The 16,670-nt window shown below is 66.1% G+C and carries 12 protein-coding genes and 4 pseudogenes; 7 read left to right on the forward strand and 9 right to left on the reverse strand.

What is annotated here, in order from left to right; translation table 11 throughout:
• Positions 1–1,161 precede the first annotated feature (1,161 nt).
• Positions 1,162–2,073 (reverse strand): hypothetical protein, encoded by a 912-nt coding sequence (locus tag ACGFYN_RS46270; protein ID WP_393872011.1) that lies wholly within the window; start codon positions 2,071–2,073, stop codon positions 1,162–1,164.
• Positions 2,074–2,952: 879 nt separating this feature from the next.
• On the opposite strand from ACGFYN_RS46270, the gene ACGFYN_RS46275 reads away from it, so the two are divergent.
• From ACGFYN_RS46275 to ACGFYN_RS46285, 3 genes are all read left to right on the forward strand, one after another.
• Positions 2,953–4,434, forward strand: a complete 1,482-nt coding sequence (locus ACGFYN_RS46275; RefSeq protein WP_393872012.1) for an amino acid permease — start codon at positions 2,953–2,955, stop codon at positions 4,432–4,434.
• A gap of 384 nt (positions 4,435–4,818) precedes the next feature.
• Positions 4,819–5,481 carry a hypothetical protein gene (locus ACGFYN_RS46280; RefSeq protein ID WP_393872013.1) on the forward strand — a complete coding sequence of 221 codons (663 nt, stop codon included), beginning with the start codon at positions 4,819–4,821 and terminating at the stop codon, positions 5,479–5,481.
• 283 nt (positions 5,482–5,764) lie between these two features.
• Positions 5,765–6,973 (forward strand): IS256 family transposase, encoded by a 1,209-nt coding sequence (locus ACGFYN_RS46285; protein ID WP_393872022.1) that lies wholly within the window; start codon positions 5,765–5,767, stop codon positions 6,971–6,973.
• Positions 6,974–7,794: 821 nt separating this feature from the next.
• Here the strand turns inward: ACGFYN_RS46285 and ACGFYN_RS46290 are convergent.
• The 6 genes and pseudogenes from ACGFYN_RS46290 to ACGFYN_RS46315 form a co-directional block, all read right to left on the reverse strand.
• Positions 7,795–8,071 (reverse strand): annotated as a pseudogene (locus ACGFYN_RS46290) (transposase); the annotation flags it as partial.
• A gap of 79 nt (positions 8,072–8,150) precedes the next feature.
• Positions 8,151–8,279: a hypothetical protein gene (locus ACGFYN_RS46295; protein ID WP_393872014.1), complete on the reverse strand. Its 129-nt coding sequence runs from the start codon at positions 8,277–8,279 to the stop codon at positions 8,151–8,153.
• A 481-nt stretch (positions 8,280–8,760) separates the two neighbouring features.
• Positions 8,761–10,134, reverse strand: a pseudogene (locus tag ACGFYN_RS46300) (IS30 family transposase).
• A pseudogene (locus ACGFYN_RS46305) lies at positions 10,085–10,324 on the reverse strand (hypothetical protein); the annotation flags it as partial. The pseudogenes ACGFYN_RS46305 and ACGFYN_RS46300, both read right to left, overlap by 50 nt.
• A 12-nt stretch (positions 10,325–10,336) precedes the next feature.
• Positions 10,337–10,807 carry an IS3 family transposase gene (locus ACGFYN_RS46310; RefSeq protein ID WP_393872015.1) on the reverse strand — a complete coding sequence of 157 codons (471 nt, stop codon included), beginning with the start codon at positions 10,805–10,807 and terminating at the stop codon, positions 10,337–10,339.
• The gene (locus ACGFYN_RS46315) at positions 10,804–11,160 is read right to left on the reverse strand and encodes a transposase (protein ID WP_393872016.1); all 357 of its coding nucleotides are present in this window, start codon (positions 11,158–11,160) and stop codon (positions 10,804–10,806) included. The genes ACGFYN_RS46310 and ACGFYN_RS46315 overlap by 4 nt, the downstream gene beginning before the upstream one ends.
• Positions 11,161–11,277: 117 nt before the next feature.
• Here ACGFYN_RS46315 and ACGFYN_RS46320 point away from each other — a divergent pair.
• Positions 11,278–11,439: pseudogene (locus tag ACGFYN_RS46320) on the forward strand (transposase); the annotation flags it as partial.
• 40 nt (positions 11,440–11,479) lie between these two features.
• Here ACGFYN_RS46320 and ACGFYN_RS46325 read toward each other — a convergent pair.
• Entirely contained in the window at positions 11,480–13,063 is a 1,584-nt protein-coding gene (locus ACGFYN_RS46325; protein ID WP_393872017.1) for a sulfatase, read from the reverse strand.
• Positions 13,064–13,592: 529 nt separating this feature from the next.
• Positions 13,593–14,501 carry a haloalkane dehalogenase gene (locus ACGFYN_RS46330; protein ID WP_393872018.1) on the reverse strand — a complete coding sequence of 303 codons (909 nt, stop codon included), beginning with the start codon at positions 14,499–14,501 and terminating at the stop codon, positions 13,593–13,595.
• Positions 14,502–14,587: 86 nt separating this feature from the next.
• Here ACGFYN_RS46330 and ACGFYN_RS46335 point away from each other — a divergent pair, with 86 nt between their 5' ends.
• From ACGFYN_RS46335 to ACGFYN_RS46345, 3 genes are all read left to right on the forward strand, one after another.
• A complete protein-coding gene (locus ACGFYN_RS46335; RefSeq protein WP_393872019.1) occupies positions 14,588–15,199 on the forward strand; it encodes a TetR/AcrR family transcriptional regulator in 612 nt (203 codons plus the stop codon).
• Between the two features lie 697 nt (positions 15,200–15,896).
• Complete coding sequence (locus ACGFYN_RS46340; protein ID WP_393872020.1) at positions 15,897–16,244, forward strand: hypothetical protein; 348 nt, start codon at positions 15,897–15,899, stop codon at positions 16,242–16,244.
• Entirely contained in the window at positions 16,244–16,384 is a 141-nt protein-coding gene (locus ACGFYN_RS46345; RefSeq protein ID WP_393872021.1) for a hypothetical protein, read from the forward strand. The genes ACGFYN_RS46340 and ACGFYN_RS46345 overlap by 1 nt, the downstream gene beginning before the upstream one ends.
• Positions 16,385–16,670 lie beyond the last annotated feature (286 nt).

Here is a 16,670-nt window from a genome sequence, read left to right on the forward strand (position 1 = left end):
TCGACCTCGGTCCGCTCCCTCGGCAAGGACAGCTCGCTGTCCGCCGTGAAGGGCTACGACGACGTCACCGGCGTGGGCACGCCCGCGAACGGCTATCTGCAGTCATACCGTCGCCGCTGATCCGCTGAGCGGAAGGGGTGTGGGGTGGGTAACACCCCACACCCCTTGGGGGCACGGCCCCTGATGTGGCACGTGCAACACGAGATTTTGGCCTGAGGGCGAGCGGGTATCTCGCGGTCATGAAGCACTACCCGCCGGGGTTCGCGGCGGACGCGGTCGCGCTGTATGAGTCGCGCCCGGGAGCCGACGACGGTCAGGTCGGTGATGGTCTGGGGCCCACCCACAGACGTGGCGAACAGTACGCGCGGCCGAGGCCAGGCCCGGGCAACGGGGATACGTAACGGGGTGGTCGTCTCGGGAAGCCGGGATCTATGATCCGGCGGCCCACAGCCGCCTCCAGGTGCACGGTACGTCGTCGCCGGTCAGGCCCACGTCGCCTACGTGGGCCCACCCGGTCCACCCTGGACCGCGCTGACGGCCTCCACGACCGCGACGGCCACGGCGTCCGCCGAGTCGGTGATGGGCGCGTCGCACGCGCGGCATACCGGCATGTTCACGTGGCGTCTCCTCTGACCGCGCACCAGAGCACGGGTTCCGTGGCGCACACACCAGTGGCTGCGCCAGTACAGATGGCGCAGGTCTCGACATGCTTGTGCCAGGTGCCGTAGGCGGCGTTGCGCAGAAGATCGTCGCCCGTGATGTCGAGCACCTGTTCGCCGTTGCGTCACCCCTTCTCGGCGGTGTCCGTTCCCCGGGCCGTGAACAGCGGCTCCAGGGGATTGGTGTGCGCCTGTGCCGGAGATCGTGCCGGCCCCTTCCGCACTGGCCAGCAGTTTGCGCAGCGCGACGCCGTCGATGAGGGCTTCGGCGACCGCACTGCCCTCGGACGGGACCGAGAGAACATGGGGCACATTCGAGAGATCGATCATGCTACCGAGCAGCCGCTAATACATCGCCTAAGCGGGTGCGGCACAATACGCGAAGGCGGCCTGCCGGACACGGCGCCGCGCGGTGGCGAAGTCGCCTGATCGGTAGGGCGCGAACAGGTCCTCCTGCCTCATAGCGGGCGCCATCGGGCCCCCTCCCCCTCTGGTGCATGCCTCACAAACGCGGCCGTCCTGAGGTGAAGACGTGGCAGCGCTGGCCGATGTCCTCGACCTGTTTGCGGTGGCTGGCGTTGGTGGCCAGTTCCTCGGCGACGGCAATGGCCTCGCCGAAGGGGTAGCGGGCGTTGGGCACAGGTCTCGCAAGCTCCAGGTTCCACACGATCCTGCACACGGCGTCATGGAGCCCGCCGATGACCGCGGTCCGGGTGCTCGGGCCTCCGGCAAGATTGATCACCCGGTCGAACTGTTCGGCAACCGCATACAGGGCGGCCAGCGTGCGCAGCGCGTTCTGGGTTGGTGCGGGCGGGATAAGTACCGCCGCAACCTGCTCGCACAGGTCGCTGACATCGTGGGTGTTAAGGCTGTAGTCGACCAGCGCCCAGCGGGCACCGTCGGCCGGGGCGATCCGGCGGTAGCCAAAGCCGCGCTCGGGGGAGGCCAGCTCGCCGATGACGGTGTCGAGGATGGGGGTGATGTCGGTCTGCCGGTGGATGGTGCGGGCCATGTGCATGGCTGCGTCACGAAAGGCCAGTTCTTCCTGCCCAAGGCCGTCGAAGAGTGCGCATAGGCACGGCAGCGATAACGGGAAACGAAGGTCGAAACGGTAAACCTCGGGCGATGCCACGTGCCGGAGCCGTCGAACAAGGCCCGGATCGTCCGTGCGGCAGGCGTGGATCAGCAGGGACCCGGCGATATAGCAGCGGATTTCCTTACGCAGAGAGGCGGACCCGGTCGGCGCGTTGACAAATGCCTGCGGATCGCCGAGCAGGTCAACCAGTTCGCCAACGTCACCAGGGGCGATCACCGCCCCGGCGTGCACCGCCCTTAGGACGCCGCACGCTTGGTCACGCACACAAAGTGTGCTCAGGCCGCCGCAGCCCTCAAGAACCAACTCTTCGACAGACACGCATTCAGAAGAGGACAGGGACCCAGTCACTACTTGACCCTACGGCAGGAGAATCAAGCTGCCTTGCGTAATCGCTACTCAGATGCAGAGCAGTTGCCCATCGTCCCATCGATCTGTACGCCAGGCCGAAGGTGACGTCGCCGAGACTCCGGCGGGGGCGGGCACCAGCGGTGCCGCGAAGAGCACGGTCAGCCCGCGCCGCTCTCGTCACTTAGCTTCTTCGCCCAGGCCAGTTGGCAAGGCCCTACTGCAGAAGAAGCATGCGGACGTCTCTGGCGCGTTGGCTTCCTTCCCCTCGGCGAACGGCACAGGCGTGGCAGGGAACTTGGGCCGCGCATCCTTGACGAACCAGCGCAGTACCAGGTCGAGGCCGCCGAGGATGGGCACCCACCGCGGCCGCGGCCCCGAGCAGGAAATCTAACGGCGCGAGCGTGGGAATCCCCTCGTTCACGCGGCGCTTTCGCGGTGACGGCCACCTTGACCGTCGCCGTCGCCGTCGGCCCAGGCGAAGGCGTCACGGTCTTCGTGGCCGTGGCCGTCGCGCGGTGACGCCGCCCACGAGTGGATCACCATCTTCCAACTGCCCCCTGCCCACCGGACCTCAACCGGTCGAAGGCCTCTGGTCGCTCCTACGCCGTAGCTCAACGGCGAACACCACTCTCCCGGCCACCTCACCCACACCTTGCACCGAGGCCTGGCCACACCACCCTGCCCTGAAGCCTCAGTAACGGGTTGATGCGCCCGCGAGCGCTTCGGAGTTCGGGATGGGCTCCCGATGAGTAGTGATCACTCTGATTTTGGGCTAGCCGCCTGCGGACACTGAAGGGCCCGCGTGGCGCGTGCAGGAGTGCCGGGCGCGTTCCTCTGAAAGGCTTCATCGTGGCTCCATCCCCCCAGTCCAAGCAAACAGCGTCCCCGGTCCAGGCGGACCAGGCGTCCGCTGACGCGGCCCAGCTTGCGGCCCTCGGCTATCGCCAGCATCTGACCCGGGCCCTGGGCCTGTGGTCAAACTTCGCTGTCGGATTCACCTACCTGTCCCCCTTGGTGGGCGTCTACTCGGTGTTCAACTATGGCCTGGCCACGGGCGGTCCTGCCTTCTTCTGGACCATTCCCGTCGTCCTGCTGGGCCAGGGGCTGGTCATGCTGACGTTCGCCGAGGTCTCGTCGCAGTACCCGTTGGCAGGCGGCATTTACCAATGGGCCAAGCGGCTGGTCGGCCCTCGATACGCTTGGATGGCTGGCTGGATGTACACCTGCGCGCTCCTGGTGACAGTCGCATCCGTGGCCTACCCGATTGCGAACTATGCTGGACCGCTCCTCGGGTACCGGGTCACACACGGCACCACCGTCGCCACCGCTGTGGCCGTCATCGCGCTCTGCGCCATCGTCAACCTGCTCGGCGTGCGCAGACTGGCCTTCGCCGCCAACATCGGGGTCGTAGCCGAGGTCCTGGGTACCGTCGGCCTTGGCCTTTACCTGCTGTTCTTCCATCATCGGCACGGGGCCTCCGCCCTCCTGCACACGGCGGGAGCGGGGCGGGCCGGTGGTTACCTCGGAGCCTTCCTGGCCTCATGCCTGTTCGCGGTATGGATCTTCTACGGCTTCGAGGCGTGCGGCGACATCGCCGAGGAGGTCAAAGACCCGTCCCGTAAGGTCCCCAGGGCGATGGCGATGACCTTGGGGGTCGGGGCGCTCGCCACCGTGGTCCTCACCATGGGCCTGGTCCTGGCCGTGCCCGACTTCGGTGCGGTCATCGGCGGTACCAGCACCGACCCCCTCGGTGATGTACTGGCTGCCTCTTTGGGCAGCTCGGGCAGCAAGGTCGCACTGGGGCTGATCGTCATTGGTTTTGTGTCCTGCACGCTGGCCATCCAGGCTGCTGCAACCAGGCTGGTGTACTCGTTCGCCCGCGACGGTGTGATCATTGGCGCCGGGAAACTGTCGAAGCTCCACCCGACTTCTCACATGCCACCGGCTGCCACCGCTGTCACTGCCGTCATCCCTGCGGCCGTAGTCTTCCTGCCTTCGGCAACGGTGACGCGCATCATCACCTTTGCGGTGGTCGGCATCTACGTCGGCTTCCAGTCCGTCGTGCTGGCCTCGCTGATCGGCCGGGCCCGCGGCTGGCGTCCGGCGGGCTCGTTCACCCTGGGCCGCTGGGGAACGAGCGTTAATCTCGCAGCCCTCATCTACGGGATCACTGCCATCGTCGTGCTCTCGATCAAGACCCCTCCGAACGGGACATCCTTCCTGGAACGCTGGCTGGTACCCGTCTCGGTCGCAGTGGTTGCCGCCGCCGGGTTGCTCTACATGGCAGTCCTCCGGCCCAAAGAGAACATCGCGCGGCGCGACCAGGTATAGCGGGGCAACCCCGATTACTCACTTGGGAGTTTCGTGAGACTGATGTGGTGCGGCCACCGAAACGCGGGACGTCTGCGCAGGTCAGAGGGATCGGGCGCGGTCCATAAAGCCGCAGGTCAACCGAAATCGCCGGCAGCGCCTGCCCGCTGGGGCTGAGCCAGGGTGGGGCGACCGCGCACACTGAGGGGGCGGCCAAGGCGACGGGCAGATCGGCGGCTGAGTCGGTGCGAGTGTCCGGGGCGAGTTCGGCGAGAGGAGCGGCCCGTTGCTGCCAGCGCCGAAGGCAGTGGCGCCAGTGTCGTGCGCGGCGCGGTGGAGTGGCCGCGGGGGACGTTGCCAGCGTCGGGGAAGCCGAAGCGGACGGCGCCGCCCGAGCGTTGGCGGATGCTTTCGCGCGGTGAGGTGGCCTGCGCCTCCACCACCGACCGGCAGCAGATCGCCCCCTCTACGGCATGCTCGACCAGACAGCCCCCCTCACCGATGGTCGAACGCAACCAGGCCATCGCCCTCGCCATGGCCGATGGGCCGGCCGTCGGCCTGCGCATCCTCGACCAGCTCCAGGAAGACAGACAGCTGACCGGCTCCCAGCTGCTGCCCGCCGCCCGCGCCGAACTCCTGCGCCGCCTCGGCCGCACCACCGAAGCGGTCGCCGCCTACGACACCGCGCTCGCTCTGGCGCAACCAGGCCGAACGGGACTACCTCCTCCGCCGACGCACCCAGCTCACCCCACCCGAACAAGGAACCCACCCATGACCCCCGATGAACTCTTCGACGGCATCGCCGCCGACCTCGCCCGCCAGGGTGCCACCGCCGGTGCGATGTTCGGCAAGCGCGCCCTCAAGATCCACGGCAGGGTCTTCGCCTGCCTCAAGGACGACTACCTCGCCTTCAAACTCGGGGACGGCACCTCCGCCCACGCCGAGGCCCTCGCCCTGGCTGGGGCTGAACTCTTCGATCCGTCGGGAATCATCGTCCCTTCAAGGACCGGGTCGCCGTTCCCCTCGCGCACGCCGCCCAGTGGCCCACCCTGGCCGAAGCCGCACTGAACAGCACCAACTGCCGCTGAACTCACCGCCAAACGCTGTCTCGCTGAACGTGAACGAAGCCACCGGGCGCATCCATGCCATCTCCCCCTGCGGTAGCTGAGCCTGCGGTGACCCCTGGCCTCGCGGGGCTGCCGCTGCGGGAGTGTAAATCTAACGGCGGATCCGACGATCATGGGAGAGACGCCAAGTGACTGATACCGCCGTGGAGTTGGAGACCGTGGAGCCTGTCGAGAGCGCCCAGTTGGGGCAACCTGTGCCCGTGTCCGACGAGCAGCTCGTCGCGATGCTGGTGGAGCGTGCCCGGTCGGAGGGGCTGCAGTTGACCGGCCAGGGCGGGCTGCTGCAGCAGCTGACCAAGCGGGTGCTGGAGTCCGCACTCGAGGGCGAGATCGCCGATCACGTCGGCTACGACAAGCACGACGTGGCCGGCAGGAACAGCGGCAACAGCCGTAACGGCACCCGGGCCAAGACGGTGCTGACCGACGTCGGCCCGGTCGAGGTGAAGGTGCCCCGCGACACCGCCGGCACCTTCGAACCGCAGATCGTCCGTAAGCGGCAGCGCCGGCTGACCGGCGTGGACGAGATGGTGCTTTCCCTGTCCGCGAAGGGCCTCACGCACGGGGAGATATCGGCTCATCTGGCCGAGGTGTACGGGGCGGAGGTGTCCAAGCAGACCATCACCACGATCACGGACAAGGTGTTGGAGGGCATGGCGGAATGGCAGGCCCGCCCGCTGGATCGCGTTTACCCGGTTGTCTTCGTGGATGCCATCAACGTCAAGATTCGCGATGGCAAGGTCGCCAACCGCCCTTTCTACGTTGCGATGGCCGTCACGGTCGAGGGCACCCGGGACATTCTCGGGATCTGGGCCGGTGACGGTGGTGAGGGCGCCAAGCACTGGCTGCAGGTCTTCACCGAGCTGAAGAATCGCGGAGTTGAAGATGTTCTGATGCTCGTCTGCGACGGGCTGAAGGGTCTGCCGGACGCGGTCGAGACGGTCTGGCCCCGCACGGTCGTCCAAACGTGCATCGTTCACTTGATTCGCAACAGCATCCGCTACTGCGCCCGCCAGGACTGGGACAAGGTCGCCAAGGACCTCAAGCCTGTATACACCGCTCCCAGCGAGGCCGCCGCGACCGAACGGTTCTTGGAGTTCTCCGAGAAGTGGGGCACCAAGTATCCGGCCGTGATCAAGCTGTGGTCCGACGCCTGGGCCGAGATGGTGCCCTTCTTGTCCTTCGACGTCGAGATCCGCAAGGTCATCTGCAGCACGAACGCGATTGAGAGTGTGAACGCCCGGATCCGCAAGGCGGTGCGGGCCCGCGGCCACTTCCCCTCGGAGGCCGCCGCGTTGAAGTGTGTCTACATGGCGCTGATGAGCCTGGACCCGACGGGCAAGGGCCGGCGCCGCTGGACGATGCGCTGGAAGGCGCCCTTGAACGCCTTCCAGATCGCCTTCGATGGCCGCCTGACCCCTACCGACCAGCGATAACTCAACAACCAAGATCAGCCGTTAAGTTGACACACCCGATCGACGCGGTGCGCTACCTCGTCGACAACGGCATCAAGTGGCGGGCGATGCCCGCGGGCTTCCCGCCCTGGCCTCGTGCTGCAATCGCCCGACTCCATTGCGTTGTGATTGCCGGAACCGCACACTGCTACCGGATTATTGACTCCTGACTTCGCATGACGGGACATAAATAGGCCGACCGTCGGCACGCAGTAATTTTCATCGGGATAGTGGAACATAAAGCTGAAGTTCGCCACCGTTACCTCGCAAGAACTAGAAGTGTCGCTTTTTCTTCCTTCCACTGGAGCATCATCTTTGGTAAGCTGTCACGGGTAACATATACTTAGAATTGAGCACCTCTAGGAAGCGGTGATCGGATGTTGCCTCTCGGCCGAGGTACCACGGAAGGGCTGGCAGCGGCTGAGCAGGCCGGGATGAGGCGTCCGGACTGGCTGCAATGATTGCTGGCCCGCTCCCCTGCGTGAGTACGCGATGCGGCACCGGATCCGTGGCTATGTGCTGGCAGGTCTGACGACCCTTCGGGGCGCTGATCGTGGACGAGATCGGCGACATCCAGAAGGGCCGGATGTTGGTTGGGCGACCCTGCAGTGCGTCGGGGTCACCGGGCGGGTGGAGATGCCATGCCCAGGTCTCGGTGTTCCTGGCGTACGGGCCCGTGCACGGGCGGGCGCTGATCGACCGGGAGCTGCATAGGAAAGGAGTGGGCCGGCCAGGACCCGAGCGTGCGATGCGGTGCGCGGCGCACGGTAGCTCTTGAAGGTGTGCGATCCCACCAAGTGGGGGTGGTTTCGGGGCCCTCGGGATCCCTCCCTCCGTGTCACCTCCTTGAATGCCTGATCCACATGCCGCTGCCAGGTCCGTTACCGCCACTGGTGGCTGCCGGTAACGGGGCAGCGGACTTGCAGCCGTTGCCGGAGCCGGCCGGGGCGATGGCGTGAGCGTCATATGGCCGGACGGTGATTTCGCGCTCCGCCCAGCGAGGCCCGCGCCGAAGTCGGCGTTCTGGCTGTAGCCGGCATCCACTACCACTGTCGGTGGTACCAGCTGCCAGCTGGCCAGTCCTCCAGGAAAGAGTTGGGGTGGCCGCCCCAAGGGGCGGCTTTTGAGGGGCGAGCCACCGCAAGTAATCACGCCGCGATTACTCGGCAATCACAATCTCGTTGTGATTGGGATACATGCCGCGGTCCTTCGCCTCAAGAGCAACACCATCCAGCTCGATGCTGGATGCTGCTTCAAAGGCGGTAGGGTCGAATCCGTGCTCGCCCATATGAATTTCCATAAGGTTGCGATGTGTTGTGCATCGGGGACTTGGCAGGGCATCTAGGGAGCCAAGCCCCTGCTCCACTCAAACCGCCGGACGCGACGACGCCATGAGCAAACAGTGCTCACCAGGGCTGGTGTGAACCGTTCCGGGTTTGATCGAGGCTCCGGCCTGTCCCGAGTTGGCTGGGGTCGAGTTGCTTGGTTTCAGGCTACTGGCGGGGTGCGGAGTTCGTCTCCACTGGGCTGAGCATGCCCAGGGCGGAGTGTCTGCGCTGACGTTATGGAAGATTTCCAGGTACTCGAAGAGCGCGGTGGACAGCTCCAACCAGGTGCGCCAGTGTTTCCGATCGAGCAGTTCGATCTGGACTCGGGCCCAAAAGGATTCCATCATCGCATTGTCCACGCAGTCCCCGATCGAGCCCATCGAGGGCGGCAGGGAGGCCCCCGCGCGCTGGGTGAACGCCCAGGACCCGAACTGGGCGAGTTCAATCAGTCGTTGCAACACCGGGCTGTTGCAGCGAGCGTAGCTGTTCTTCGAAGACCTCGGCCGGCGTCCGCCAACCCAGGACTTTGCGGGGCCGGTTGTTGATCGCCATGGCGACGGCTTCGAGGTCCGTGAACGACCAGCGGGAGAGATCGGTGCCCTTCGGGAAGTACTGGCGCAGCAGCCCGTTCGTGTTCTCGTTCGTCGGTCGTTGCCAGGGCGAGTGCGGATCGGCGAAGAACACCTTCGTCCCGGTATCGAGAGCGAACTGAGCATGACCGGAGAGTTCCTTCCCACGGTCCCAGGTGAGGGTCTTACGTAGCTGCTCAGGCAAATTGCATCATCGACGTGGTGAGCGCCGCGTTCATCGCGATCGCGCCATAGCCCCCGAGCGAGGGGCCGTTCTGCACGGGCGGCTTCTCGCCCCAGCCCTCCAGACGGGGCAGGTGCGCCAGGAGCGTGGAGCGGCTGCTGCGCTCGACAAGCGTGCCGATCGCGGAGCGGCCCGTCCCGATGATCAAATCGCCTTCCCAGTGTCCGGGGACCGCGCGGTCCGTGGCCTCGGCGGGGCGTTCGCTGAGGACGACGTCCGCGGTGACATGCCCCTGCGGCTTGTTCTGCGACCGTGCACGGGGAGCCCGCAGCGCCCGGCCGGTGCGCAGGCACGTCACCAGTTCCCGCTTGAGCGCGCCACGGCCTTCGATGAACAGCGCCTGGTAGATCGCTTCGTGACTGATGCGCATGGACTCATCATCGGGGAAGTCGACACGGAGTCGGTGCGAAATCTGCTCCGGACTCCATGCCGTCGCCCAACGTCTGTCCTTTCGGTGCGGCTTGTTCAGCCCTTTCCATGCGGGCGTCTTGGGCCCGGTGACGGTCATGTTGTCGGGGCGACGGATGCTGCCGGCGAGCCGGTCCTCTACGTACTCACGCAACCGGTCGTTACCCAGGAGTCTCACGGTCTTCGGGCGCCTGGCCGCCTGCTGAGCCTTCCACTGGGCGACCGTCGCGCGGTATTCCTGCTTGCCGCCGCGCGTGGCGGCGTTGCGGCGCAGTTAGCGAGAGATTGTCCCGGGGTCTCGCCCCAGGGGGCGGGCGATCTCGCGCACGCCCTTGCTCATCGCCATGAGGCCTCGGCCAACGAGATCGGAGGCATGCCGCCAGCGTGACGAACCCACCTCGCACCCACCGGCCACGACACGCCGACCGCCAACGACGCCTCCACCGTCGTGACCCCCGTGGCGATCAGCCGCCAGAACTGGCGCTGCACGGCCCGAGACGGATCAGGCCGCCCCGGCGAACGCATCGCCGGCCGCAACGCACGGTCAGCGCGCCACTGCCGACGCCGCCCCTCCGGGACATCGCTGGTCTTCAAACTCCAGTCCGCCGTAGCCACGTCGCACACCTCCGAGATCAGGGTGTTGCGACGACCAGTTGAATCCACCCTGCGCGCCATGGTCGGAATGGAACACGGCGCCGTCCAGTCCGCCGCGGGTCGCAGCCGCCATCTGCAGCGCGTCGGCGACCAGGCTGGTGCGCATGTGGCCGGCCATGGACCAGCCGACAACCTTGCGGCTTCAGCAGTCCAGCACGGTCGCGAGATAGAGGAACTCCCCGTCTGCGAGCGGGAGATAGGTGATGTCGCCCATGTATTTCACACCGGGTGCAGTGGCGGTGAAGTCCCGCTGCAACAGGTCGGGAACCTGTGCGGCTGCCGGGTCCGGGACGGTGGTGCGGACGCGTCTGCGCAGACGGATGCCAGTGATGGAGAACGTCCGCATGATGCGGGCGACTCGCTTCTCGTTGATCCGCAGACCCTTCGCGTGGAGCTCGGCGGTCACGCGTGGGGATCCGCAGGCGCCGCCGGACTCGCCGTGGACCTCGCGGATCTGCTCGGCCAGGAGCCGGTCCTCGCGCTGCCGGGCCGCCCTCGCCTTCTGGCCGGCAAGCCACTTGTAGTAGCTGGACCGATTCAGGTCCAAGACCTCGCACAGCCGCTTCACGCCGTAGGCGTCCCGGTGGTCGGATACGAACTGGAAGCGACTCACCAGTTGGTCTCCCCGGCGAAAGAGTTGGCCGCCTTGCGCAGGATGTCCCGCTCGGTCGCCAACTTCCGCTCATTAGCCTCGAGTTCGGCCACCCGGGCCTCCAGTTGCCGGATCCGCTCGTCCGGACCGGCGGACGACGGTGTCTGCCCGGGGCGGGCCGCCGGCGTCGGGCCCGCAGAGGGGGTAGCGGCGGTGACACCGCGGCGTTCACGGTCCAGCAGCACCCACTCGCGCAGGGTGGCCCGGTTGATGCCCAGGTCTGCGGCGATGCTCTTGTATGTCGCCCCGGGCGTGGACTCGTACAGGGCCACGGCATCGGCCTTGAACTCGTCCGAGTAATCCTTCATCGCCATCGGCGGTCTTCTCGCTTCCTCCGGATCAAGCAGATCCAGTATCAGCGCGCCCACCACTCAGGGGGAGGCCCCCACGGATCATCCAGCCCACCCCCTCCCTGGTCAGCTCACACGAGCATACTTACCTTTGGTGTATGTCACCGCTGGGAGCCAAACCCTGATATCCGCACGGGCCGTCACGTCGCCTACACCCTGCACGCTCACTTGGTGTTCGTCACGAAGTACCGCAAAGGCATCTTCGATGACGCCATGCTCGAGCGGCGCGAAGAGATCATGCAACCACACAACCTCGCTGGGTAGAACGCCCTTTGACGGCATATCAGGCTGGAGCTTCGACCTCGAGCCTGCGCGTCTCCCGGGGGAGGTGGTCGTGCAGGTCTGCGATGAGGTCGCTTCGCAGTCCTGCCAAGCTGGGGTCGTTCCACCGATTGTGCCACTGGTGAGGGTCGTCGTGGACCTGGTAAAGCTCCCCCTCGGTGCCGTCGTATTGGATCGAGGTTGGGGTCAGGACGGCATCGCCCCACGTCTTCTCAAGGCCATTGGGCCGGCCTGCGGTGGACTTCCCGTATACGGTGCAAAGCCAGCCATCGCGGAAGATGGTGCGCATGTGCATGCCGTACCCGGGGAATTGACTGTCCCATTCGCACAGGACCCGCTCATGACGCCCCAGTCCGTCGGCAACGGGCAGGGGACTGCCTTGCATCCAGTCTGCTGCCGCGATGTCAGCGATGGCGCAGAACGTCGGGGCGAGGTCGAGCTGTCCTACGGGGTCGGTGACGACGGTCGGAATGACAGGGCTTGCCGTGGGGGCTGGACGCCATATGAGGGGAAGCCGCATTAGTGCATCCACATGGAAGGGGCCCTTATAGAGGAACCCATAGTCCCCTTGCATCTCACCATGATCTGTGGTGAAGATGACATCGGTTTCGTCGAGGAGCTCGCGTGCGGCCAGGTGATCCAGGATCCGGCCGCAAGCTTCGTCGATCAGTTCGTTCATAACGTGGACGCGTGCGTTGATGTCTTTGATCTGGTCATGCGTCAGCCGCCTTGGAACGAAGGCCATCGGTCCGCCCTCGGCGTTGGACCAGCTGCCGTCGTAGTACGCGAGCCAGTGAGCGGGCTTGTTCGCCAGGATCTTGCGGATCTTCTCGTCACTGCCTGGGTGCGCTGTTGGCAGGTCGAGGTCATGCCAGTCGATACGGGACATCTCCGACTGGGGCGGGTCCCACGGGTGGTGCGGATCCGGGAAGCTGACCCAGCAGAAGAACGGATGGGAGGCCGTCTGTGTTTGCAGCCATTCAACAGCCCGGTCCGCGATCCAGTCTGTGTGGTACAGGTCACGGGGGATGATGTTGTGCTTGGCCTCCGGTGCGCCAGTGTCGGCGCCGGGCTGTGCACCGAGGATGTCGGCGTAGGAACCAAGGTGTTCGGGATGTGTCCGGGCCAGCCACTCGCCATAGTGACCAATCCGGAAGTCGTTTAATGCGGCGGCGTGCGCTGCCTGGATGGCGTAGTCGAAGCCTCGCCACGAGCCGGTTGCGCCGGACGCTGCCCGCCGGGTCTCCGTGTAGCGGTAGTAGGGGTCGAAGGCTGGTTCGAAGTGGGCCTTGCCGATCAGCGCTGTGCGATAGCCGGCCTTGTCCCGCAAGTACGCCGCCACGGAGGGGGCGTCCTCGGGTAGCGGGACACCGTTGGCGACGACTCCGTGGGTGCGCACGTACTGGCCGGTAAGCATCGTGGACCGGGCTGGCATGCACACGGTGTTCTGATTGTAGGCGCGTTCGTACCGGTAGCCGGCTGCGGCCAGCCTGTCCAGGACCGGGGTGCGGGCAACGGTGTTGCCGTTGCAACCGAGCGCGTCGTAGCGCTGCTGGTCTGTGGTGATGAAGAGGATGTTCCGCATCGTCACTCCCTTCCGCTGCAGACAACATGACAGTCACGGCCAGTCCCTGGGCACGGTGCTCGGGCGCCGTTTGGTACGGCTGGGAGGTCACCGGTTTCCTCCGAAGGTGTTGTGGCCTTCGGGCCGAAGGGGAATCGGACACCTGCGAGGCAGGGCAGAGGCAGGCTGATTGCCGCTGGGGCGATGGGCCGTCCGCCGCGGGACGGGTACGCAGGCCCATCAGGATCGATATTATTCAACTGTCAGTCCTTTTAGGTCGGTTCGGGTTCATGAATGACCGCGCGGACCGTGGAGGGGTCCGGGCATGCCGCTGCATCTTCCGTGTGTGCCTGTCGTCCGCGGCCGGTAGGGCTCTTGAGGCCGAAAGGGACTGGTGCCGGTGAGTTTGGAATGAGTCGGTCGCGCAGCCGAAGGCGGTCTGCCAGTGCCGGCTACAACAAGCAGCGCAAGGTGCTGCCCGGCCTGCACTCCATCCGGCGCGGGTTCCGCCTCTCGTGCTCGGCGGTGGGGGCGAGGCCTGATGCTCGAGTCATGAGGTCACCTCGATGAAGGCCCCTATCACCTCGACGATGCGTTCGGCAGCGTCTTCCTGGAGGAAGTGACCGGCCCCTTCGATGGTCGTGCGTTGCGTCATGGGAAAGGCTGCGAGGAAGGGCTCGTCGCCGCCGCGGGTGATCGGGTCGCGGTCGCTGAAGGCGGTGAGAACCGGACGCCGGAAGCGGGAAAGGGCCTGCCAGGCCTGGCGCTGTTCGGCGGTTGCGGGATCATCTGGGGTCGTGGGAACCAAAGACGGCAGTGTCCGGGGGCCCGCCTGGTAGGTCTCGTCGGGGAACGGAGCGTTGTACGCAGCCTGCACCGCCGGGTCGATCGGCCGCTGTGTACCGAGGGCGACGACCGCTCCGGCGTCGAAGACCGGGGCCGTCGCGGCGAATGTCTGCCACTTCAGAAAGTCCCTCGAAAGCGCAGTCTCTCCTGTGGGCAGACCGGTGTTGGCGAGTACGACCCGCCGAAAGCGTTCGGGAGAGGCGGCGACCAGCCGCAGACCGATCATTCCGCCCCAGTCCTGGCCGAACAGTACGACATCATGCAGGTTCAGCCCGTCGAAGAGGGCGTGTGCCATCCACGCCACGTGACGCGCGAAGGTGTGGTCGGAGGGTAAGGCGGGCTTATCCGAGCGACCGAACCCGACGAGGTCCGGCGCAAGGACCCGGTGGCCGCGTTGTATCAGCCCACCGATGATGTGCCGATAGAGATACGACCACGTCGGCTCACCGTGAAGGAGCAGAACGGGGGCTCCGCGAGGCGGGCCCTCGTCCACATAGTGGACCCGCAGAGGGATGGAGCTGCCGTCCAACGCTGGAACATCGACGTAGCGGGGTCGGTATGGCCAGTCGGGCAGACCGGCGAAGCAGTGATCGGGCGTTCGGAGGATGCGCATCCGGGCCTCCAGGCCGAAGCGGGAATATAATTACACACTCTATGCAACTTGTTTGTAGGGTCAATCCCCCTGCGAGTGGAAGACACATGTCGAATCTCAGCAGCGCCGAGGCGCTGCCCGCGGATGGCCGATTGGCGCGCGGTCGTCAGACCCGGGTCCGCATCATCAGCGCTGTGCTGGAACTTGCCGAGGAAGGGGAGACTGTGCCGACGATCGCGAAGATCGCCGCTCATGCCGGCATCTCGCCTCGGCTGGTGCACCATCACTTCGAGGGAATCGACGAGATTGTCGACCGGGCCATCGAGCAGCGTCTGCGAGACATCGTCGAACGGCAAAGGGACCTACCCACAGGGGGCCCACAGCCGGTTCGTGTTGCCGCACTCGTCGCCGCCCGGGCAGAAACACTTGAGTGGATCACGCCGCTGCGACTGACGATCCTCCGGCTTGAGGAGCATTCGGTCAAGCTGCGTCAGAGCCGCACTGACGCTCTTGCCATCGCCCGGAAGCAGTTGGAGGCCTGTTTCGAGGCAGAGCTGTCAACGCTGCCCCCGGGACGGCGAAGCGCGCTGCTTGAAGCGTTGGATACCGCGACGTCCTGGGAGGCGTGGCATCATCTGCGTTTCACCCTCGAGCCACACAGGGCCCAGAGCATCATGATCATGGTGGTGGAGGCGCTACTCAAACACGAGCAGACCTGAACCAGTTCTCACACAGGCTGCCCCTCGGGGGCTTTCTGCTCCAACGCGCTGTGCCGGGACCGGATCCCTGGTTTTACCTGCGCTCGGCGAGGCATTTTGCGTCTCTGCCTGTCCGGTGGCGACGATCCGACCTCCTTCGAACGGGATGTTCATCGCTGCGTTGTGGTCCTGGTCGTGTTCGGTGACGCAGTTCTGGCACGTTCATGCGCGGATGTGGAGGGGCTTGGGCCCGCCCCGACTGTCTTGCCGGAACTGGGCGGCGCGACCAGGGTGTCCGCCGGGTGCTCTGCCATCGCGTCCACGGCCTGCTGCTGGGTGGGGTGAGCACTTCGGTGAACTGGGCACCGACCGGGGACAGCACCGGGGGGCGGCTCCGGCACCGCGGTCACCGTCTCCTCCTCGGCACGTTTGCGCAGGCAGTCGCGGTGCTGGTGGCAGGTCTTCTCCACCGCGGACAGGTTCTGCAACAAATGCCAGCGGTCGGCCACTTCGAGGGCGTGAGGGGCGGCTTGCTTGACTGCCTTCAATGGTGCAGTCGGGCATTCGAACTCTCTGAATGCCTGGCTCATGTCCTGTCTCTGCGGCTGACGTCGGCCGCGTAGGCAGCCCAGTCTCCAGCCGATGCCTTCTGCCACTGGATCGCGGACTTGATGTGGAGGCCCAGCATCTTCGCCAAGATCGCGGTCGGGACTACGTCATGGCTGTCGAGCCCAAGGAAGTCGCCCGCCCCGCCGGTGCCGAGCCGCATCTGCCGCCCTACCAGGGGCTGGGGCCGCCCACGCTGCCCCGCTACCGCGAACCGCCCCGCCCCCTGCATCAACTGATCGACCAGGAGACCCGTTTCGCGGACGTCACCTGGCGCCAGGGCAGCAAGGGGGCGATGACCTCACGCTTTGCGGTGCTCGAGGTGCGGCCCTCGGGCAAGCAAGCCACCCGCACCGCGCAGGAACGGGCGGGCGGACGCGGCCGATGGGACGGGGTGCTGCCACTGCGGACCCTGCTGGTCGAACAGCCCGAGGAAGCGTCCCAGCCGACCGGCTACTGATGACCAACCTGCCCGCCACCACCCCGATCGCCGACCTGGTGCGCTGGGCCAAGCTGCGCTGGCGCATCGAGCACGACTACCGCGAACCCAAACACGGCCTGGGCCTGGACCACTTCGAGGGCCGCACCTGGCGCGGCTAGCACCACCACGTCACCCTCGTCACCGCCGCCCAGGCCTTCCTCACCCTGCGGCGCTACGACCCAAAAGCCCGGACAGCAGCCTGACCCTCTACCAAGTCCTCGACACTCTGCAAGACCTGCTGCGCTGCTGGAGCGGCACCTGCACCAACTGCGGCCGCCCCCTCACCAGAACCAGAACATAACGAAGCACTACTAGTGTCCTGCGCCAGTAGTTGATCGTTAGTAGGTGTGTGACTTCTGCTGCTGGTGCGTCAGTTCCCCGTCGGGGCCCGAAGCTGGAACCGTT

Origin of the sequence: Streptomyces sp. NPDC048419, assembly GCF_043200415.1 — a bacterium.
Classification (GTDB): Bacteria; Actinomycetota; Actinomycetes; order Streptomycetales; family Streptomycetaceae; genus Streptomyces.